Annotated in this window: 16 protein-coding genes; 7 read left to right on the top strand and 9 right to left on the bottom strand. The window is 45.9% G+C overall.

Annotation, left to right across the window (positions count from 1 at the left end; genetic code table 11):
• The first annotated feature begins 265 nt into the window (after positions 1–265).
• Together B0I21_RS18665 and B0I21_RS18660 are read left to right on the top strand one after the other, a co-directional pair.
• Positions 266–3,514: a SusC/RagA family TonB-linked outer membrane protein gene (locus B0I21_RS18665; protein ID WP_133642013.1), complete on the top strand. Its 3,249-nt coding sequence runs from the start codon at positions 266–268 to the stop codon at positions 3,512–3,514.
• A 10-nt stretch (positions 3,515–3,524) separates the two neighbouring features.
• A complete protein-coding gene (locus tag B0I21_RS18660) occupies positions 3,525–5,291 on the top strand; it encodes a RagB/SusD family nutrient uptake outer membrane protein (RefSeq protein WP_133642012.1) in 1,767 nt (588 codons plus the stop codon).
• A 113-nt stretch (positions 5,292–5,404) separates the two neighbouring features.
• Here the strand turns inward: B0I21_RS18660 and B0I21_RS18655 are convergent, their stop codons facing one another.
• From B0I21_RS18655 to B0I21_RS18645, 3 genes are read right to left on the bottom strand one after another with little or no spacing between them, the layout of a single operon-like run.
• Positions 5,405–6,526 (bottom strand): aldose epimerase family protein, encoded by a 1,122-nt coding sequence (locus B0I21_RS18655; RefSeq protein WP_208292395.1) that lies wholly within the window; start codon positions 6,524–6,526, stop codon positions 5,405–5,407.
• A 60-nt stretch (positions 6,527–6,586) separates the two neighbouring features.
• Positions 6,587–6,766, bottom strand: a complete 180-nt coding sequence (locus tag B0I21_RS18650) for a hypothetical protein (RefSeq protein ID WP_208292394.1) — start codon at positions 6,764–6,766, stop codon at positions 6,587–6,589.
• 28 nt (positions 6,767–6,794) lie between these two features.
• Positions 6,795–7,139, bottom strand: a complete 345-nt coding sequence (locus B0I21_RS18645; protein ID WP_243836256.1) for a DUF6122 family protein — start codon at positions 7,137–7,139, stop codon at positions 6,795–6,797.
• A gap of 100 nt (positions 7,140–7,239) precedes the next feature.
• Here B0I21_RS18645 and B0I21_RS18640 point away from each other — a divergent pair, with 100 nt between their 5' ends.
• Positions 7,240–7,581 (top strand): HopJ type III effector protein, encoded by a 342-nt coding sequence (locus B0I21_RS18640; RefSeq protein WP_133642009.1) that lies wholly within the window; start codon positions 7,240–7,242, stop codon positions 7,579–7,581.
• A 149-nt stretch (positions 7,582–7,730) separates the two neighbouring features.
• Here the strand turns inward: B0I21_RS18640 and B0I21_RS18635 are convergent, their stop codons facing one another.
• On the bottom strand, positions 7,731–8,249 hold the full coding sequence (locus B0I21_RS18635) for a hypothetical protein (RefSeq protein WP_133642008.1): 519 nt from the start codon (positions 8,247–8,249) through the stop codon (positions 7,731–7,733).
• Between the two features lie 144 nt (positions 8,250–8,393).
• On the opposite strand from B0I21_RS18635, the gene B0I21_RS18630 reads away from it, so the two are divergent.
• Complete coding sequence (locus B0I21_RS18630) at positions 8,394–8,600, top strand: hypothetical protein (RefSeq protein ID WP_133642007.1); 207 nt, start codon at positions 8,394–8,396, stop codon at positions 8,598–8,600.
• A 208-nt stretch (positions 8,601–8,808) separates the two neighbouring features.
• On the opposite strand, the gene B0I21_RS18625 is transcribed toward B0I21_RS18630, so the two are convergent.
• Together B0I21_RS18625 and B0I21_RS18620 are read right to left on the bottom strand one after the other, a co-directional pair.
• Positions 8,809–9,660 carry an NAD(P)-dependent oxidoreductase gene (locus tag B0I21_RS18625; RefSeq protein WP_133642006.1) on the bottom strand — a complete coding sequence of 284 codons (852 nt, stop codon included), beginning with the start codon at positions 9,658–9,660 and terminating at the stop codon, positions 8,809–8,811.
• 31 nt (positions 9,661–9,691) lie between these two features.
• A complete protein-coding gene (locus B0I21_RS18620; protein ID WP_133642005.1) occupies positions 9,692–10,534 on the bottom strand; it encodes an aldo/keto reductase in 843 nt (280 codons plus the stop codon).
• A gap of 129 nt (positions 10,535–10,663) precedes the next feature.
• Between B0I21_RS18620 and B0I21_RS18615 the strand changes: the two genes are divergently transcribed.
• Complete coding sequence (locus B0I21_RS18615) at positions 10,664–10,873, top strand: DUF6965 family protein (protein WP_133642004.1); 210 nt, start codon at positions 10,664–10,666, stop codon at positions 10,871–10,873.
• A 55-nt stretch (positions 10,874–10,928) separates the two neighbouring features.
• A complete protein-coding gene (locus B0I21_RS18610; RefSeq protein ID WP_133642003.1) occupies positions 10,929–14,270 on the top strand; it encodes a DEAD/DEAH box helicase in 3,342 nt (1,113 codons plus the stop codon).
• A 22-nt stretch (positions 14,271–14,292) separates the two neighbouring features.
• Here B0I21_RS18610 and B0I21_RS18605 read toward each other — a convergent pair whose 3' ends face one another.
• The 3 genes from B0I21_RS18605 to B0I21_RS18595 form a co-directional block, all read right to left on the bottom strand.
• Positions 14,293–14,754, bottom strand: a complete 462-nt coding sequence (locus B0I21_RS18605) for a hypothetical protein (protein ID WP_133642002.1) — start codon at positions 14,752–14,754, stop codon at positions 14,293–14,295.
• A gap of 60 nt (positions 14,755–14,814) precedes the next feature.
• On the bottom strand, positions 14,815–16,596 hold the full coding sequence (locus B0I21_RS18600) for a DUF4091 domain-containing protein (RefSeq protein WP_133642001.1): 1,782 nt from the start codon (positions 16,594–16,596) through the stop codon (positions 14,815–14,817).
• Between the two features lie 387 nt (positions 16,597–16,983).
• Complete coding sequence (locus B0I21_RS18595) at positions 16,984–18,618, bottom strand: ABC-F family ATP-binding cassette domain-containing protein (protein WP_133642000.1); 1,635 nt, start codon at positions 18,616–18,618, stop codon at positions 16,984–16,986.
• A gap of 454 nt (positions 18,619–19,072) precedes the next feature.
• Between B0I21_RS18595 and B0I21_RS18590 the strand changes: the two genes are divergently transcribed.
• Positions 19,073–19,930 carry a TraB/GumN family protein gene (locus tag B0I21_RS18590; protein ID WP_133641999.1) on the top strand — a complete coding sequence of 286 codons (858 nt, stop codon included), beginning with the start codon at positions 19,073–19,075 and terminating at the stop codon, positions 19,928–19,930.
• The last annotated feature ends 491 nt before the right edge of the window (positions 19,931–20,421 follow it).

The following is a 20,421-nucleotide window of genomic DNA, read 5'->3' as shown; positions in this document are numbered from 1 at the left end:
TATTGAAATGAACTTACGAGACCGCTCCCCTCCCTAAGCTTTGCTTCGAAAAGCTATGTCACATTCTTTTCTCTAAACCAACAAATACGCACGTCTTTAATCAAACAAGACAAGTAACTACTAACACGATATGGATGGACTTTCCTACCCTCAGCAAAGCCGCCTATACCAAAAAACATTTATGAAACCGACATGTACATGGAGCTACACAGCGAGCCATGATATACATGGAGGGCTCATTAACCATGAAAAAACTAACTAAGAAATGAAAAAAGAGACCTTATCTGAACTCTCGAAGGTGTCCTGTCTTTTCCTCTTTCCCCTTTTTATAATGGGCCAAGAGGCGAAAGCAAGCATTTTGCCAGCATACCGTTGGCAGGTTCCCGTAACCCAACAATCGGTCACCGGTAGTATCGTAGATGAGACCGGCCAACCGATCATCGGCGCGACCATCTCGGTAAAGAACAGCAGCAACGCCGTATCAACAGATGTCGACGGAAAATTTGCTATCCTTGCACAGCCCGGCGATGTGCTGGTCATCAAATACATGGGTTACATCGCACAGGAGCTAACCCTGGCCAACCAATCCAACCTGGCTATTACCTTACAGCCCGACCAAAGCTCGCTGGAAGAGGTCGTCGTTGTGGGGTATGGTACGCAACGGAAGGCAAACATCACCGGTGCGATCAGCAATATTAAAGCCGATGATCTTGTTCGCGTATCCCCATCCAACCTCTCTAACACCCTCGCTGGGCGGGCGCCGGGTGTTAACGTCACGAACACGTCGGGAATGGCAGGCGCCTCATCGCGGCTTCGCATTCGTGGTAGCTTCGCGGAGCCTCTTTATGTCATCGACGGCATTGTGCGTGATAAAGCAGCATTTGATGTTTTGGAAGCCAATGAAGTCGATCAAATGAGCTTCTTGAAAGATGCTGCTACCGCAGCGGTGTATGGCACCCGTGCGGGGAATGGTGTGGTGGTCGTCACGACGAAAAAAGGGGTAAGCCAAGCGCCCGTTTTCAACGTGCAGAGCAACTATACCTTTAACAGCCCTACCCAGACACTATTGGCCGATCTGACGACCGCGACAGACGAGCTTATCTATCAAAACCGGGTAGCGGAATTCCAGGGACTTCCTATCCCCAATGGTGAGGACGAATTCGCCTACTTCGCCAACAGGAGCTACAACGCCAACGATTGGATCTGGAGAAATCCATTTAGCCACCGGCAATCGGTTAGCGTAAACGGAGGCGGCGATCGCATCACTTACTTCGCCTTGGTCAACTATCGCGGAGAAAATGGGTCTTATCAATCGTTGGATCACGAAAAGTTTAATATCCGAAGCAATGTTTCGGCAAAAATATCTGATGCGTTTAGCATCGATTTGAACATTGCAGCCAACCAAACAAATTCCAATCGGTTTTTCTGGCCATTCAGCACATCATCAAATGACGACGATTTTGATGTTTCCGATTTCTACCGGGTAACCTTTAATTGGCCGAAGATGTATCCATTTTATTTGAATGAAGATGGCTCACCGTCATCCTCCAAGACTCCTTTTCCCGTGCAAACGCCTATGGGCAGCTGGCAGGCCTGGAACGTGATCGACCAAGTGCTGGGCGATAGGTACATCGATCGAAAAGTACGGCAGGTAAATCCTATCCTTTCGCTAAACCTAAAATTGGACAAGCTTGTGCCCGGCTTGTCGACCAGAGTTGTGGGTAGCTACCTGGCAGAAGACTATCTACGCAAGCGCTACATGAGTTTTCAGAAAAACTACACCTTTCAGTCTTTGGATCCGTCTGGAAACAGATTCATTCCCGCCCCGCCGGATGAAAACAGGATCAACATCTTTACGTTTAGCCAGCCACAACCCTTTGTGGATTACGTTTCGCAACGCAAATGGGAGTATCAGTTGAACTGGTTCTTAAACTATGCGCGCGCATTCGGCAGGCACAACATTGACGCGATGCTATCGCTCGAGCAGTGGGAATTTGGATTGACGAATATCAACTCGCTCGCCGAAAATCCAATTACCGCCTTAGACCAAATGTTTGTCTATCCAACAGATCGCACCTTCCGGTATACCAATGCCTTTGAAAACATCAATGCCCGTCAGGCGGCAATCGGTCGCGTCAACTATAACTTTGCCGATCGATATATAGCCGAGTTCTCATTCCGGTACGATGGCGCGGTACTATTTCCGGAAGAAAAGCGATGGGGATTTTTCCCGTCCATGTCGGCCGCTTGGCGCTTGTCTGAAGAGGGCTTCTTTTCGGGTATCAAAAAAACCGTAAACGATCTTAAAATCCGTGCCTCCTACGGTACTACGGGGAACTATCTGGATGAAAATGCCGATCCCATCAGCCAGTTTACTTACGCAGAGAAATACAATACCACGACGGGTTCCATTTTTGGTGATCGCTACTACAATGGTTTGGCATATGGCAATACGCCTAACCCGTTGGTTACCTGGACCAGGTCGCAAAGCTATAATGGGGGGATAGATTTCGCTTTTTTACAGCATAAGTTAAGCGGTAGCGTTGATGCCTTCTTAAGGCAAGAAACCGATATTTTGGCCAGCCGGACAATTCGACTACCAGATACTTACGGTAGAACGCTGGCCAAGGAAAATTATGCTGCGCGAAGCTATCGCGGTGGCGAAATTACCTTGAATTGGAACGACAACCTCGGGCAAGTTGCTTACGGAGTCTCCGCCAACATCGGCTACGCCATCGACCGCTGGGATATCTATGATGAAGAGCCAGCCTATGGCCCCAACGGAAATATGCATTTCCGTTCCCGAATTGGAAGACCGCATAACCGCCTCACAGGATTGCGGGCAGTGGATCTCGTGCGCACACAAGCGCAACTCGATGAGTTGCTGGCCGCAGGCTTCACCACCTATGGAAGAGCACCCTATCTCGGAATGATCTTATTCGACGATATTCGAGGAGCAAACTTTAGCGACGGCGGCGATGGAAAAATTGATGAAAACGATGAGGATTTACTATCCACCAATAATTCTCCGCGCTATAATTACGGATTCGCACTTAACGCCGCCTGGAAAAACTTTTCCATATCAGCCTTATTCCAGGGTGTACTGAAGTATGACCGCATGATCAGCAACCAGGAAGGTGGCGGTGTTCGCCAGCACGGCGGAACGTTCAGACCGTACTATCCACTTTGGACGGACGATGTTTGGACAACCGACAATACCGACGCAAAATATCCAAGGCCGGTAGGTAGCAATTGGGCCGAATCTGGAAGTATGCCCTCCACCTTTTGGATCCGGAACGGCGCTTACATGCGATTACGCGACTTAAATATCACGTACTCCCTGCCCACCGATTGGGTAAATACGATCAAGTTGAAAAGTGTCAGCCTGTTTTTCAATGGATCAAACCTCTTTGTGCTATCGCCGATGACCGAGTTTCAAGATCCCGAACAACTCAACTATGACTCCTATCCGGTCATGAAGACATTCACATTGGGATTAGATGTTAAATTTTAAAGGACAAATCATGAAAAATATAGTTCAATTTCTATTAGCTTCCCTATTGTTCACCTCCTGCAGCAATACCCTTTCTATTGAAGATCTGCAATCGTTGGATGAGGAAAAGGTGTGGAACGACCCGAATCTCGTGAACGCGTACCTGGCCAATCTCTATACCTTATTTGGCAATTGGAACACGCAAGCCGATTTATACAGCGACCAATTGGTAAACATCAGCTTTACGACAAATTTGGTCACCATCCAAAACACGACATTCAAATCGTGGGATTATGAAGAAATCAGGAAGATCAATACTGCTATTGAAAAAGTAGCGGCAAGCACCGGCCTAAACGAAGATCAAAAGTCAAATGTGATCGGTCAGGCCTTATTTATGCGTGCCTATATGTACTTTGATATGGTGAAGCATCATGGTGGCGTGCCCTACGTAACTACTGCGCAAGACCTAGCACAGGATGATCTGCAGGTGCCGAGAAACAGTACCAAAGAATGCTTTGACCTGATGCTGAAGGATCTGGATGAGGCCATCGCCTACCTCCCCAAAACCATACAAAAAGGATCATCCGATTATGGCCGCATCGATGGCAACTTTGCAACGGCCTTTAAGGCAAAAGTTTTGCTATATATGGCATCCCCGCAGTTTAATCCAGGAAATCCATACGGTAATGTACACTGGGCTACGGCTCATGCAGCGAATAAACTGGCTTATGAACAGCTGCTTGCCGAGGGTTACAGCCTTACACCCGACTATGCCAATATCACGTTGCAGGAAAAAGGTCCCGAGGTGGTGTTCGCTGTGATCAATGCCTACCCCAACAAAACAGCAAACTGGGATTATGGCGTGCGCCCCGGGTCGGAGAGCAGAGGTCCAGCGAACGCCGTCCCTAGCTGGGAATTTGTCAAAGCTTTCCCTATGGCCGACGGCAAGCTTTATAATGACCCAACAGGCAAATATTACCGCTCAGACAACGAATTTCTACAGCGCTATTGGGAAAACCGTGACCCGCGATTTGAGAAATCAATTGTATGGAATGCTAAAGTCTACGAAGTTTCTAGAAAAGTAGGTAAGCGCCAATACACGTCATTGGGCTTGGCCGACGCATTGGATGACTTCGGCGTAAACCCTAACGCGAGTGTAAGCTCGACAAACCTGAGTCGCTATAGCGGTTTCTTTATCCTGAAAAATAGTCGGCTTTCCTTGCTACAAACCGAAGTACAGACACAGTATGATATTGATTTTGTGCTGATGCGATTTGCCGAGGTTTTGCTCAACTATGCCGAAACAGCCAATGAAACAGGAGATTTTTCGACAGCATTGGCGCTCTTGAAACAAATTCGCCAGCGTGCGGGCATTGAGGCTGGAAACGACGGTGCGTATGGCATCAATGCCAGCACGAAGGAGCAACTTCGCGACGCCTTGCTGGCCGAACGAAATATAGAGTTTTGCTTTGAGGGTCACCGCTTTTGGGATTTGCGGAGGTTACGCAGATTGGATATTTTGGATGGCACGACGAAGCACGGTGTCGAGGCCATTGCCATCAACGCAAACGGAACGGATATGAGCTTGGCTGCGGCGAAAGAGCTCGTTGATAATGATCAGCTGGTGGAAAGTCAATTTCGCTACAGTACCCTGCAAGTTCCCATCGTAGGTGAAAAAATAAACCGCGTTCCGGAAACATTCTACTTCTTCCCTATCCAGCAATCGGTAATGGACAGAAGCCCAACAGTAGCGCAAAACAGCAATTGGGGCGGCAGCTTTGACCCCACCCTCCATTAACACGATGTGTTGACATACCATCGGCCTCCACCATGATTCGGGCTGGAGGCCGACTTGTTTCGATATTATTCCTTGTACAGCTTCGTTTTTGTGTACCAACAAGCGTTATACGCTCAATCCCTAGCGCTAAACTTATACACACATACATGACTATATGTATCGCCAGGCTCTAGTATGGTCGATGGCCAATCAGATTTATTGGGAGAGTCTGGGAAATACTGCGATTCTAGGCAAATGCCTGCTTGTTTTTTATAAACAATACCTCTTTTTCCTTTGCGCGATCCATCCAGCATATTCCCCGTGTACACCTGTAGCCCCGGTTGGTCTGTATACACATCCATCTGGATGCCACTTTTGGGAGCGTATAGGCTTGCCGCAAGCCGAGTAGAATCCCGCTGTGTATTTAAAACAAAATTATGGTCTATGCCCTGTACGATGGCTAATTGATCGGCGGCATTTCCTGGTTTGCCTAAGGCATCGGCAATAGCAGTTTTTGTCCGGAAATCAAATGGCGTATGGGCGACCGGCCAATAATCGCCGGTAGTGATCAAATCTTGGCGCAAGAGCGTAAAACTATCGGCATTGACATACAAGCTATCTTGCAGTATCGTATTATTGGGGTCTCCAGACAAATTGAAGAAGCTGTGGTTGGTCATATTGATTGGCGTTCTCTTATCCGCTTTACAGGTATAGTGAATAGCTAGGCTATTATCCGCTGTCAACGTGTAGCGGACTTGCACAGCCACCTTGCCAGGAAATCCACCTTCGCCATCAGGTGAGGTATAGCTTAGCAGCAAGCTACTATCCGAAAGCTGTCTGCCCGTAAAAACTTGGTTTTGCCAGCCCGACGCGCCGCCATGTATGCTATGCTCGCCACTATTAATATCCAATCGTACGGTGTCATCATCCAAAATGAACTTTCCGTGGTCTATACGATTGGCTACGCGACCGATTGTCGCACCAAATGAAGAGGGCTTTGCCGTGTATTCGTCGATATGATCAAAGCCCAATACTACATCTCTAAATGTTCCTGATCGATCAGGAATCCAGAGTGACACGATACGTCCACCATAGTTTGTCATGCACAGTTCAGCACCTTGCGGGTTACGCAAGACAAACAGATGCGTGGAGTCGCCGTGCACGATCCCTTCAAAGTTTACTTTCTTTAGTCCGGAGTATGTGGTATCGTTATGCTGGTCCGCCGCACAACGGCAGAAAAAAAATGATAACGCCATAAGAAGCGCACTGAAATGGCATATGGTTTTCATCTGGAATCGTGGTTTTACGTTGGTAACTTATTTATCAAAGCCAATGTACGAACATTCCTGCTGAAACACCTTAATCATTTTTCTGTTGAGACGAAGCGACAAGCGGATGAGAAATTCTGCTATCTGCAGTGCTAAGTCAGCCCAAGAAATAAGTCCTGTAAAATGCAGTTCGCGCTCAGCGGGCTGGTCGGCTGTAGCTCGACGCATCATGCTTGTACGTAGCGGCAAGCCGGTGTTAAAGCCATTTTCCTAATTGGCAGTCAATAAAATCCGTCAGCATATGGAACAACAGACCTAACGTAATGAGTTGCAACACCGAGCCGCGCTTCGAAAAGAGGAACAGCACCGTGTAAATGCCTATGGCCACATAAGAGTGTAACAAATGAAAGCCCACGCTACAGCGATTGGGGTCAAATATCGGATCTGCCAAAAGGTGATCCAGATCGACCAGCATCGTGCTCAATAAAATCAACCAAGCAAACTTCCAGCGTTGACGATAAAAAAGATAGGCGATTCCTGCTGGTGCTAGAAAATGTAGCCCATAATGTATAAGCGGTTGCATGGTAGCCGATATGTCCATCCTCCAAAGATACATACTGTACCGGTTTGCCTGCTTATTTTCCGAAATATATAATAGTTTTGCAGGAGATAGACAAAAGAACCATTCATCATCACATATTATGTCGAAAAAAATCGAAACACTACTGGAGGATTTGCGTACAAAAAGAATCCAGTTTACCGATGTCATTGCGCACATTGACAATCTTTACCAACACACAGCAACCGCTTTTAGCAATGGCGAGGCTTCCAACACCGCTCATCAAAACCAAGGCAGCGCAAAGGTTTTCGCGTTTGCCCGCATCAATAGCCTTTCCAAAGCGGATACTTTACTACTCTTCGCGGAACATTACCAGGCCGTGCTGAATTCGCCGACCGGAACCGATCATCAAAATATTCGTCAGTTTAGCCAGCATGGTTGGGAAGGAATCGTCTTTGAAGGCGATGTATTAGTGGCCAAGTAACACCAAAATGATAAAGCACAAAAAAATTATATTCAAATCATTGTGAATTTAAAAAAATACTGCTATATTTAAGTGCGTCAAAACTATCCACATTTTTGTGGAGTATATCTAGTAGGAAATTCCCCGTCGTGAGATAGGGAATTCTTTTTTTACTGCTTTTTTATCGACGTGCTGAACGAACCATCTTTTAGCTCTACAGCGTCAAGCACCTCTAGGCCCCGCACGGCAATAAGGGTTCCTGAGAAAGATCCTTCTATAGCATGTTCGTTGAGGTCATCAATTTCGAAGGTAAACGCATCTAAGAGAGAAACAGTACCTCGGGTAGCTGCGAAATTCGCCTGCTGGTTATCGTTTATTCGGGAATAGGTCGCTACAATATCGAATGTAGAGTCGTCATCCAACATATAGGTGCCCACGGAAACTCTAGCATCTTTGGCCAGTACGTTGATTTTCATCCAAGAGGATCCATCTCGAGTGCCCGTAATTTCTAAGCTATTGCCCCCCTCTACCCAGCGGGCAGATACGTTATTGTAAATCTCTACTTTATCGTTGACGGTGACCTTTAAAAAATTTGTCTCATCACCCAAATTATCTTTTACCCGGTCACTGCAGGAAGTGAACAAGAGCAACACGGCTAGCAGCGCCTGCATTATAAAACCTAAATTCATTATTTTATACAGAAGTGTAAGTTGATTGACAAAAATACAACAATAATCATGCTCTACTCCTATAATTTAATTTTATTTCGTAAAATCAATAGCAAAATAGCAAAAACCCTTTACGGATGTATATTGTTCAATATTTAAAAAGATATGCACACGATACAGCTTATAGAACGAAAAGGTAATGATCTGACCTTAGAGGTCAATGATAAGGATAGCGTAACGGTTTTGGCCGAAGTAACGCTGTTCGACGATGGAAACTTCAATGCGCGTGTCGGCTCGCACCATGTCGCAGAAGAAATGAGAAATGACATTAACCACTTTTTGGCAGAAAATAAGGTTACATATGAGGAATGATGGGCCGACTAAGGATTTCATGCCGATATTAACCAACATGTAAAGTTGGGGGGATTCTTCCCCCTGCTTTACGTATTAAGGCAAGGCTCCATCAGTTAGTCGGCTAAACCTACAAGGCTTCAATGGTCCAGTTTCCCCAACGCGGCGAATAGGTCTTGACAGCGCGGCCAGAAGTTGTCACGTGTAAGCTGCTAATTGCCGAAGGCACTTATCCCCTTTCTTTCAAATATTGTATGACGGCAATAACATCATCTTGCCCGTGGCCCGCAGCACTGGCAGCTTGCAATGTTTGCATAACGGCGCCGCCGGCCGGAAAGTCTGCGCCAAGATGTGCGGCCAATGCTGTATCTTTCAACATGAGATCCAACGCAAAGGCCGGCGAAAAGTCGTTATTTATTAGTAGTGGCGTTTTCACTTTAGTAGCGCCGCTGCCGCTGGCACTGGCATTGACGATCTCTAGCATATCTTCTCTGGAAAGACCCAATGTATCGGCAAACAAGGTCATTTCGGCCAATCCTTGGTAGAGGATGGATAAAAAATAATTGAGTGCAATTTTTGCAGCTAGTCCCTTTCCGTTTGCACCCAGATGCTTAATCGTTTTTCCCATCTTTTCCAGGTAAACGCGGGCGCGGTCCACATCCTGTTCGGCACCGCCAAGCATAAAGAGCAGCGTACCTTCCTTGGCCGGTGTGGTACTGCCCGCTACCGGGGCATCAAGTAAAGAAGCTTGCTTCACTTGAAGCGCTTGCCCGATGTGTATGGAGCAATCTTGCGATATGGTACTCATATCCACAAACAATTTGCCCGCAACAGTATGTATCAATACCTGCTCATATACATCCTTGGCCGCCCGATCATCCGTAAGCATGGTAAACACAATATCGCTATGCGCCAATAGCTCCGTGATGTCATCCGCCACACGTGTCGACGGATCAAAGCCTGCGGTGCGCGCCGACGTCCTGTTGTATACCGTTAGCGGAAATCCAGCGGCCTCTAAATTCTTTGCCATAGGGTGCCCCATATTTCCCAATCCTATAAAGCCTACTCGCTCCTTATTCATCTGTCTGTTATTTTTGTTCTAAAAAAAATTGTTAAACCCTATCTGGCCAATTATTTGGCAACTCTCCACTGAAACCCATCTCCGGCAAATGATCGATCTGGCTCATTTCATCCGCAGATAATTCAAAATTGAAGATATCCAAATTTTCTGCTATACGGTCTGCCGACGTAGATTTAGGAATCACGGTTACATCGTGTTGTATCACCCAACGTAAACATACTTGGGATACGGATTTTCCATGCCGTTGGGCGAGTGCCTCCAAGAGCGGATTACCAAAGACCTTGCCACGCGCCAGCGGCGACCAAGATTCTACAGCAATTCCTTTGCTTTGGCAATATGCTAATACCTCCGGTTGCCAATAGCCAGGATGAAACTCAATCTGATTGATAGCCGGTGGCACCCGCGCAGTTTCTAGTAAGGCATCCAAATGTTCAGGCCAGAAATTACTGACACCGATTGTTTTTATCTTTCCTGCTGCTTGCAGCTCTTCCATTGCGCGCCATGCATCTGCATTGGCCTGACGCCAATTGGTATAGTTCTTTGCATTGGCCGGCCAATGAATAAGGTAAACATCGATGTAGTCCATACCCAGCTTTCCTAAAGACACCTGAACGGCTTCCTTGGTTTGCGCATAGCCTAAATTTTCTCGCCAGAGTTTTGTTGTTACCTTAATCTCCTCCCGCGGAATACCGCTTTGTTTAATGGCTGCTCCCACCTGTTCTTCATTGCCATACTTGGCCGCAGTGTCAAACAAGCGGTACCCGAGTTTGAGTGCGTGGAGGACCGCCGCCACCCCTTCCTCATTCGTCGCTTTGTACGTTCCAAATCCCAATACAGGTATCCGTTGTCCATCATTTAATTGTATCTGTTGCATGGCGAGTTTTTTGTGTTTCTATTTCGAAAGATCATTCTACGAAAATGATAAATGCAATTTAGTTGAAATCTCCCTATTATTAGCCACGCTGATATAAATAGCGCTGGTTAATTTCCTACTTTTGCTTTTATGACGATAGATGAATTGAAGCAAGCGCTGTTGGGGCGATCATTTCCTAAAGACGTGGTGATATCCCCCGACCAAGTTGTTTTTGATGCAGAACTTTTTTTGCGAACACAATTTATAATGGTGGATGCCTGGAAAAAAGACTTGGAAAAATGCCCTGCATATATCCGACTTCTGCGGTTCAAGGATGCTATCGCTAATTTAGAACAGTAAACTACGGAAGCCCCGACACAGTGAACTCGGTGCTTCTGTACATATCTCCCCTATTATGCGACTCCCTACCGGAGAATATATCCTTGAAAACATTTCCTTTGCTACCTTAACAGAGGTAGATCTGCTTGCGCATTATCAAGGCGTAGAGATACCAAGCCGCGCGGCCTTACATCGCCTGCGCGTGAGCAACCTATCCATAGGTAATGGGGAATTTACTCTAGGTGAATCTATTCCATGGGACGCACAAACGCGCGTTCGACAAACCGACACTTCACTCTCCATACATTGCTCTTGCCGGCATGCTGAAAATTTCTTGTGTTACCATGAGTTGTTTACATGGATGGCCTTGATTACAGTGCCCGCACTACGGCATTTTTTTGATACAGGCAGCAGACGCTTGCTTTTTCAAGATTATGCTCGACGCTACGGCTTGGAGCAGGAAGACAACCTTGACAGCTATTTCGAGTTGCGCTATGACAAAGGAAATTTACTCGTATCCCCTAAAAACGATGCCATCCTCATGGTCGACCCCCACAAAAGTGATGATATGCTCCAAGTGCTGACCAACCAAGTGCATAGAAAAACCGGCGTTGCAGAGAGCAAGACGCGCGTGCTCGTGCTCTGCCGGCACCGTTTCTATGATCATCTTCGATTTGAATTGCTTGATGTGGCGCTAAGCGCATCCGGAAAACCCAAAGGTACCTTTGACCTCGTCGACCCGAAGCAGCTACTGTGGAAAGCAAAAGATGCCCAAGAGGCAAAATTTTATGCCGCTTTGGCTAGTTTTGAGCAGCACTACAACGAAACGGAGGATGAAAGCACCTTCCATGCACTGCAGATCGTCGCGTCCAACCCCTTAAAATTTCCGTTCTACTACCATGACCGCGACATTTCCGAAAAACTCAGCAGCAAGTCTATCCGACCGATACATGTCAAGCAGCTGGATACTTCCATGGAACTGTTTGTCTTTAAAAAAGAACCGTTTTATGAAGTGAGCGCCTATTTGATTTGGGAAGAGAAACGTATTCCCGTAAAAGAGATGGTCGTGACGCATGGATATTTCCTCCAAAGACAAGCGGACTTATTTTTGGTTCCTAGCTTCTCCACCTTGACGCTCATACACTATTTCAAAAAGCAGCCCGCCCTGCTGTTGGTGCACCAATCCAAATACGACGATTTTTTGGCTCGGACGCTCGCTCCCATGGAACATCTACTGAAGATAAATTACGCCTACATACGTAAGGCAACGAAAGAAGAGATAGCGATACAGCAAGCAGATAGTGAGCGCATTATATACTTTAGTCAAGAGGGCAGTTATGTGCATATCACGCCCGTGATGCGCTATGGAAATATCGAAATCCCGATAAGCTCACACAAGCAGATCAGGGCGCAGGATGCCAACGGCAATCTGTATGAGCTGGACCGACACTGGACGGACGAGGATACCTTCAAAAAAATGGTATCCATACAGCACGAAGATTTTGGGGAGCAAGAGCAAGAGCGTGATTTTTTTTACCTGCACCAACAGCAGTTTTTGGAAGATGATTGGTTTCTAACGGCTTTTGAAGCTTGGAAAAATGAAGGTATCACCTTGTTAGGCTTTCAGGAGTTGGGACTGACTAAGCTAAATCCTAACCGGGCGAAAATCGACATTAAAGTCTTGAGCGGAACGGATTGGTTCAACAGCAAGTTGGAGGTAAGCTACGGAGAGCTTAAAGCATCGATCAAACAGGTACACCGCGCTATTCGGCACAAAAGCAAGTACGTGCAGCTTGATGACGGAACCTATGGCATACTGCCTGAGGAATGGTTCAACAAGATTGCACGCTTCTTTCAGCTGGCTGTGCTAGATGACACCACGCTTAAAATACCGCAAATAGCACTTTCGGAAGTCGAAACTCTTTTTGCCGAACATGCGGTCCAAACCGGACTGCGCCAAGGGATGGATAGCTATCGAGCACAAACGGCGCTATTACGTTGCCCAGCAAAAGTGGTCGTCCCGGCCACCTTGCAAACTACCCTTCATCCCTATCAACAAGATGGTTTACAATGGATGAATCAATTGGCGTCTATGCACTTAGGAGGCTGCTTAGCCGACGATATGGGCTTGGGCAAAACAATACAGGTCATCGCATTTCTCTTGCTACAGCACGGCGATAAACTTCCTAAACAAAGCGTAGTGATTGCACCGACTTCTCTACTTTTCAATTGGCAAGCTGAATTTAAAAAGCTAGCCCCCTCCCTGCGCGTGCTGTGCCTCCACGGCAGTCAACGCGAACTGGACGATGTGCATCTATCGCGGTACGACGTGCTACTGATCAGCTATGGCACCCTGGTAGCAGACATCGGAAAACTACGGAAACGCGCCTTTCAGGCTGCAATACTGGATGAATCTCAGGCGATTAAAAACCCTACATCAGCACGATATAAGGCCGCCTGCCTACTCCAAGCGCAAACCCGTTTTGCCGTAACGGGTACCCCTTTGGAAAATAGCACATACGATATCTATGGCCAGCTATCCTTTGCTTGCCCGGGGTTATTGGGAAGCAATACCTATTTCAAAGATACATTTGCGGGGCCTATTGATCGTTTTGGAGATCGCAAACGCGCCGTAATCCTCCAACAGACCATAGCGCCTTTCCTATTACGGCGAACGAAAAAACAAGTCGCGAAGGAATTGCCCGAAAAAACAGAAATCACGATCTATTGCGAGATGGGCGACGTGCAGCGCGAAATCTACGATAACTATGAGGGCGAGTTACGCGACTACCTCGAAGGGGTTCGTGACGATGAGGTCAGTCAGATCAATATGCATGTGCTGGCCGGGTTAACCAGACTGCGCCAGATTTGCAATGCTCCAGCACTTTTGAAGGAAGGATACGCCAACAGCATATCAGCTAAAATGGAGGTGTTGATGGAGCAGCTATCACAACTGACCGGAGACCACAAGGTATTGGTGTTTTCGCAATTCGTAGACATGCTTGACTTGATTCGAGAGGAACTAGATAAACGTGTTATACCATATTCGTACTTAACCGGCCAAACAAAGCACCGGGGCGAGCTGGTCAAAGAGTTCCAGGAGGACAAAAAGAAACGCATCTTTTTAATCAGTATGAAAGCAGGTAGTGTAGGCCTAAACCTTACGGCGGCAGACTACGTGTTTCTTATCGATCCCTGGTGGAACCCAGCGATAGAAACACAGGCGATAGATCGTAGCCACCGCTTAGGTCAGGACAAACCCGTGATTGCAGTGCGACTAATCTGTCCGAATACCGTGGAAGACAAAATCATGAAATTGCAAGACAAAAAAAGAGATTTGGCTGTGGACTTAGTGAAGACAGACGTTGATTTTGCTACAAAATTCAGCAAAAAAGAATGGCTCGATCTGCTGCAGTAAACGAGCCCTTCTCATCCTGATACTATTGTTTTGTCAATACCAAGCCGGTATCGAAATTAAGCTTGTTAAAGTCTTTAAAGACAAATTTTCCATCCTTTTCTTCCACATCGCCATAGCCTTCTTTGGCTGTCTTCCCATCCAGTCTGAAGGCAACCTCCCTTACGGATGTCATCCCTTCGGACTCAAACGTATAGTTGGCCAGCAATAACCCATTTTCTACTTCTCCTTCCAGCGTTCCGCTGTTATGGTCTTTCTCTTTCCAAGCGTAAGTAAGGTGTCCCATGGCTTTCGTCCCTTGAATGGTCAGGTGCAACGCTACCGTATCACCATCTTGTTGATAGGTATAAGAGCCCGCTATGTCATGTTCTGTCGCAGAAGTGCTGCTGTCTGCTGTAGTCATCTCCTCGGAAGTCGTTTTTGTCGACGAAGATCCGCAGGCTGTGCACAAAAATAGACCAGCGAAAATAAAGGCTATTGTTCTCATGTTTGTTTGTTTAAGTAGCTAACAATCAAATCATGTACCAAAAGCCAAGTGCGACGGCACTCAATTAACCAACTTGGCTGACAAATCATTCAATAAATCCTTTGCTTGATTCAGATTGGTATTCCATTCGCGGTCGCGAACAACGCTATTCATTTTTGCTATGGCATCTTTTAACTGCTTCAATTCTTCCCGTTTCCCCTTCTGCTCCAATTGCTGCTTCACCATCTGTACCTTTTCGTAATCCTGAATGCCTTCTAACAGCCGTTCATAGCGAATCGAACTTCTCCCGTGAGGATACACAATATAGGTATCGCCAGCAGGCCAAGTGCGAAAGCGTGAATCTTGAAGCGGGTTTTCCACCCAGGAATTGAAGGCCCAGCGTAGCATCCCATCGAAACCTGCCGCCTCGGCATACCAAGCCAAATAAGCGGATTCCGCAGGCTCAGAAAAGGTAAACTGGTTTGGAAAACCATCACTACAGCAAATGTAAAAGGTGGTGTTGAGTCCGCGCGACTTGCGGCTTTCAAGATCGTCCGTAGCGAATGGGTGCCCGGCAGAGATACTAATATCCTCACTATTTGGATAGCGTTGGTAAGTCTTTTGGTTGTCGGCATAGGATACACCCAACTCCGGACACACCTTGCTCAAAAAAGCGAAGGCAGCATCCATTTCTTCACGCGAGCGTTCATCCGTAGCGATATTGGTGATCTCCAACCAGCCTTTCGTGCGCAGGTGCTTGACAAAATCTTTCAAAAATGGTGTCCACAATTCTTCAAAAATCGCCGTACCTGGTTTTGCGGCCACATTGACCAGCTTATTTTGGCGTTGATCACGGTAGTGGATTTCATTATTCCAAGGAACAATGGAATAGCAGTTTATCATTTTCTTGACGCCCAAGTCCATCATAAATTGTACCCAACGGTCGAAAACCGTGTAATCATAGGTCCAGCTGCCGTCGATGTTCTTGGTCCATGTGATCATATCTGCATAGGGGTCATAGGTCTGCACATTCCACGGGTCTTTATTGAGCGTTGTGGTGATCACTTTTTGCCCTAGATCTGCAAGGGGCTGCATAGCCGTCTTTAAGGCATCAAAATGAGCATCCGACCAAACTTCAGTACCGGAAACCCGAGCTACTGCAGCCGGGTGCTGCCACTGATCGAGATGATAGATCCAAGCGGTGGGTGGCGGCAGAACTTGATCAATAACTTCGATGTCTAGCTGCAGACCTTGTTTGCTAACAGCCGGCCCCTGCACAGTTATCTGACCGCGGTAATGCCCAGCGCTTGCATCCGAAGGAATATCAACCAGCACCCAGATCGGCCTTACCGTCTTCCCTTCCACCGTGTAGGTAGAAACGTCGTCCAACATATCCGGCACGAGCGAGGAGGCAAAGTCTTGTGGCTTCCGATAACCGCAGCCCGGACCAAATTCGTCTGTCATCACATAGCGCACAAATCGGGCTTGTATCGCCGAATCGGGCAACATGTGGCCTGCCTCATTTTTAAATGCACTCGCCGTGATGCGCAGGTCTTTCAATTCAGCCGACGTCCAAAGCAGGATCTGGGCAGACAGCCGTTCTCCACGCCAGCCTCTTATGGCCTGCTGCTTATTCTCCGCAAAAGCAGGCGCTACGGATTTCGAAAATCGCTTGTCTATGGTAACAAAGGATGAATGCAGGCCAGGGGTAACTGCCGACCAATCTGAAAGGGTATCCGAGGTTGGATCGGGCAATTCTTGAAAATCACGGGGTAAGGGACTTGATGTCTGGGCGACAACATTCGACAGACACCATACTACACAGCCTAACAACCAATAGCTTTTAACAAAAGATGTACTCATAGTTTGCGATCATAAAATACGTATAAACAGCAAACTAAATAAAATACTTTGGTGATACAAATGCGAGGTCGACGCAAACGATTGACCTATTTTACGAATAGCATTTGCCGGTTGTGTTCCACCTGATGGCCTTATAAATCTATTCCACACAGTGCCCGAGCGCATGGATCAAAAGCCACAGTTACATAGCATGAGGCGCCTTAAAAAAACGACGTACTGAAATGTTCTGTGTGCTTCCAGAAGCGTCTTGATCGCAGCAGCAGGCTATTTGGTACCCAATTTTAATAAAAAAACCAAATCCCGTTCAGAGGGATTTGGTTTTAAGATAGCCTTTAGCCTAGGGTTGGCGACTTGGTTGTCCGCCGTTTCATTATGCTATCGCAAGCGTTATTTTTTCTTTGCGTAAAGTTCTTCACGCTGTGCCTTTACCACTTCAGAATTGATATACTCGTCATAGGTCATCAATTTGTCGATAATACCATTTGGCGTCAGTTCGATAATGCGGTTGGCCACCGTCTCTGTTAGCTCGTGGTCACGAGATGTGAATAGCATGGAGCCTCTAAAATCTTGCATTCCATTATTCAATGCGGTGATCGACTCCAAGTCAAGGTGGTTGGTAGGCTCATCGAAAAGTAAAAAATTGGCGCCTTGCAACATCATTTTCGAGAACATACAACGCATTTTTTCGCCCCCCGATAGTACAGAAACCTTTTTCATAACTTCCTCACCCGAGAACAACATCTTGCCCAAAAAGCCCCGGATAAATTGCTCATCAGCATCCGGTTTTGTGGTGTAGTTACGCAGCCAATCCACCAGGTTATCACTTACTCCTTCGAAATATCCTGCATTTTCGATAGGCATATCCGTTGGTGTAATGGTGATACCCCATTTAAAATCGCCCGTGTAGTCCGTATCGCGTCCGGCCAAGATTTCATAAAATGCCGAGGTTACCAAAGAGTTCTCTGACAAAACGGCGATCTTATCACCCTTATTGATCATAAAGGTAATATCCTTAAAGTAGGTTTCTCCGTTCACGGTTTTGCTCAATCCTTCCACGCTTAAAATTTGGTCGCCCGGCTCCCGATCCATTTGATTGAACATGATTGCCGGATACTTCCGGTTTGACGGTTTAATATCTTCGATGTTCAATTTGTCGAGTGCTTTCTTACGGGATGTAGCTTGTTTTGATTTGGAAGCATTGGCCGAGAAACGACGTATAAATTCCTGCAGCTCTTTCACCTTGTCTTCCATTTTTTTGTTCTGATCTGAGCGTTGTTTTAACGCCAACTGAGAAGACTCATACCAGAACGAGTAGTTACCGCTGTAGATCGTCATTTTACCGAAATCGATATCGACGATATGCGTACATACATGATCTAGAAAGTGGCGGTCATGGGAAACGACTAGTACCGTCGCCTCATACCCTGCCAGAAAATCTTCCAACCAAGCAATGGTATTGATATCCAAGTCGTTGGTAGGCTCATCCAAGATTAACACATCCGGATTACCAAATAGCGCCTGTGCAAGCAGAACCCTTACCTTTTCGTTACCATCAAGCTCTTTGACCAGCTTGTAGTGTAGTTCTTCTTTAATACCAAGGTTGCTTAACAGCGTTGCTGCATTGCTTTCTGCATTCCAGCCGTCCATTTCAGCAAATAAGCTTTCCAATTCGCCCGCTCGCTCGCCATCTGCATCAGAAAAATCCTCTTTCATATAGATCGCGTCTTTTTCTTTCATGACCTTATACAACTCCTGGTTTCCCATCATTACCGTTTCTAAAACGGTAAACTCATCAAACTGATAGTGATTCTGGTTTAACACAGACATACGCTCGCCCGGCGTAAACGATACGGAGCCCGTTGTTTGGTCGACTTCGCCCGATATAATTTTAAGAAATGTGGATTTCCCGGCACCATTCGCGCCAATAATTCCGTAACAGTTTCCAGGGGTAAATTTTAAATTGACATCTTCGAACAGTACACGCTTGCCGAATCGAAGGCTTAGATTTGAAACATTAATCATGCCGCAAAGATACGCTTTATTCTTGGATTTTTGATGCTTATTTAGAGTGCATTAACACCGATTGCCCCCATAGTTTTGTCAAAAAAAAGACGATCAGCCTCCCCCACTTTCAGAGGACAGCCTTAAAAAAGATTCTCTACTACTAGCTTCGAAATTGAGGTTTTATTAATAGGGATTAGCGGACATATAGGATAAACATTCTTTAGTCTTTAAGCTATATTTTTCAATGATGATTGCGTAATACAGATGGTAAATAAAAAAATGCAACTGCGCAAAACCTGATGAGGGTTAATTTCGGCAGATGAATTATGAGCGAATTAATACGTTCAAAGCATAAAAAAGCTATGTATTACTTATTGCAAGCCCATTAATTACCATAAAAATGAATAAAATTTTAAAAAACTGTAACAATCTGACCTATGCACCGACTAACCCTTTAAACAACTTATAACGTATGATCAAGATACAAGCAATCTTCCTAACCTTTACAGCCCTTTTCTTCTATGTATTTACGAGTGCGCAGGAAAACTCGTTGCTGTGGAAAATTTCTGGCAATGGATTGGAAAAAGATTCTTACCTATTTGGCACCTTGCACATGTCATGCGGCGAAGATTTCCGCATTCCTGAAAAGGTGAAAACTGCTTTGGGCGCTACCGATGCGCTCGCGGTAGAAGTTGATGTGACGGATCCGAAAAATGCGGCTTTGCTACAAAGCAAAATAGCACCGAAGCCACATTTCTTCGACAGCCTATCGGCGGAAAAGAAGAAAGCAATAGATAGCGCATTAATAGCGAACGAAATTCCGCCAGCAATTTTTGATCAGGTTTCACCGACCGTGGCCATCTCGCTGCTTGCCATAAAGGGCTTCGATTGCCCAAGCATGCAGGATATTAAAATGATGGAGCATGAATTAAAAAACCTACCCGAATCCAAAGAAAAGCCTATTGCTGAGCTGGAGAGTGCCACTTTCCAAATAGATTTGCTAGATAGCCTATTCTCTGCCGAAGATCTTTACAGCTACCTCACTTCATCCATGGATACCAAGGCGGTTACCAAAAACCTGGTAAAAGCGTACTTCAGCGAAAACTTACAAGAAATCGAAAAAATCACGATGAATACGGCATTTCTATCAGGCCCAAAACAAGAGCAGCTTTTAGATACGCGTAATCAAGCTTGGATGCAGAAAATGCCGGGCATGATGAAAGGGAAATCGTATGTATTTGCGGTTGGGGCGGCACACCTCGTCGGAAAAAATGGCGTTATCCAATTGCTACGCGATAGCGGCTATACAGTTACCGCTGTTAGCGAGTAGTTTACAGCAAAAAAATGAAAAGTTAAAAGTTAAAAGTAAAAAACATCTAGCTGCTACCCTATTCTACCTACTAAGTACTATCTACTAACTACTAAATCATATCTCAATTCTTACTACGGGCTACGCAATACCCTATGTTCTAAACAGTAAAGATTGCCGCGCCGATTGAAAAGTAAAAAGTTAAAAGTAAAAATTAAAAAACATGTACTCGATAGCCTATTCTGTATGATAAGCACTACATAATAAGTACTTCACCATATCTCAATTCTCACTACGACCTACGCACTACCCTATGTTCTAAACAATAAAGATTGCCGCGCCGATTGAACAGTAAAAAGTTAAAAGTAAAAAGTTAAAGGTAAAAAACATGTACTCGATAGCCTATTCTGTATGATAGGGAGTGTAACTCCAACTGTGTCAGTGGATAATTAATCTAACCCTAAAAGCCTCTATTGAGCTTGAGTCTATCCCCAAACCTAATGTAAAGTTGC

Source organism: Sphingobacterium paludis, assembly GCF_004364125.1.
GTDB classification, from domain to species: Bacteria; Bacteroidota; Bacteroidia; order Sphingobacteriales; family Sphingobacteriaceae; genus Sphingobacterium; species Sphingobacterium paludis.
The sequence above is the reverse complement of the archived record's forward strand: the minus strand, read 5'-3'. Positions and strand labels throughout refer to the sequence as shown.

Coding starts and splice junctions, on each gene's coding strand:
- B0I21_RS18605 (WP_133642002.1), bottom strand. CDS start 14,754: ATGAGAACAATAGCCTTTATTTTCGCTGGTCTATTTTTGTGCACAGCC.
- B0I21_RS18630 (WP_133642007.1), top strand. CDS start 8,394: ATGCACACGATACAGCTTATAGAACGAAAAGGTAATGATCTGACCTTA.
- B0I21_RS18625 (WP_133642006.1), bottom strand. CDS start 9,660: ATGAATAAGGAGCGAGTAGGCTTTATAGGATTGGGAAATATGGGGCAC.
- B0I21_RS18640 (WP_133642009.1), top strand. CDS start 7,240: ATGTCGAAAAAAATCGAAACACTACTGGAGGATTTGCGTACAAAAAGA.
- B0I21_RS18595 (WP_133642000.1), bottom strand. CDS start 18,618: ATGATTAATGTTTCAAATCTAAGCCTTCGATTCGGCAAGCGTGTACTG.
- B0I21_RS18665 (WP_133642013.1), top strand. CDS start 266: ATGAAAAAAGAGACCTTATCTGAACTCTCGAAGGTGTCCTGTCTTTTC.
- B0I21_RS18650 (WP_208292394.1), bottom strand. CDS start 6,766: ATGCGTCGAGCTACAGCCGACCAGCCCGCTGAGCGCGAACTGCATTTT.
- B0I21_RS18620 (WP_133642005.1), bottom strand. CDS start 10,534: ATGCAACAGATACAATTAAATGATGGACAACGGATACCTGTATTGGGA.
- B0I21_RS18610 (WP_133642003.1), top strand. CDS start 10,929: ATGCGACTCCCTACCGGAGAATATATCCTTGAAAACATTTCCTTTGCT.
- B0I21_RS18655 (WP_208292395.1), bottom strand. CDS start 6,526: ATGGCGTTATCATTTTTTTTCTGCCGTTGTGCGGCGGACCAGCATAAC.
- B0I21_RS18635 (WP_133642008.1), bottom strand. CDS start 8,249: ATGAATTTAGGTTTTATAATGCAGGCGCTGCTAGCCGTGTTGCTCTTG.
- B0I21_RS18660 (WP_133642012.1), top strand. CDS start 3,525: ATGAAAAATATAGTTCAATTTCTATTAGCTTCCCTATTGTTCACCTCC.
- B0I21_RS18615 (WP_133642004.1), top strand. CDS start 10,664: ATGACGATAGATGAATTGAAGCAAGCGCTGTTGGGGCGATCATTTCCT.
- B0I21_RS18600 (WP_133642001.1), bottom strand. CDS start 16,596: ATGAGTACATCTTTTGTTAAAAGCTATTGGTTGTTAGGCTGTGTAGTA.
- B0I21_RS18645 (WP_243836256.1), bottom strand. CDS start 7,139: ATGGACATATCGGCTACCATGCAACCGCTTATACATTATGGGCTACAT.
- B0I21_RS18590 (WP_133641999.1), top strand. CDS start 19,073: ATGATCAAGATACAAGCAATCTTCCTAACCTTTACAGCCCTTTTCTTC.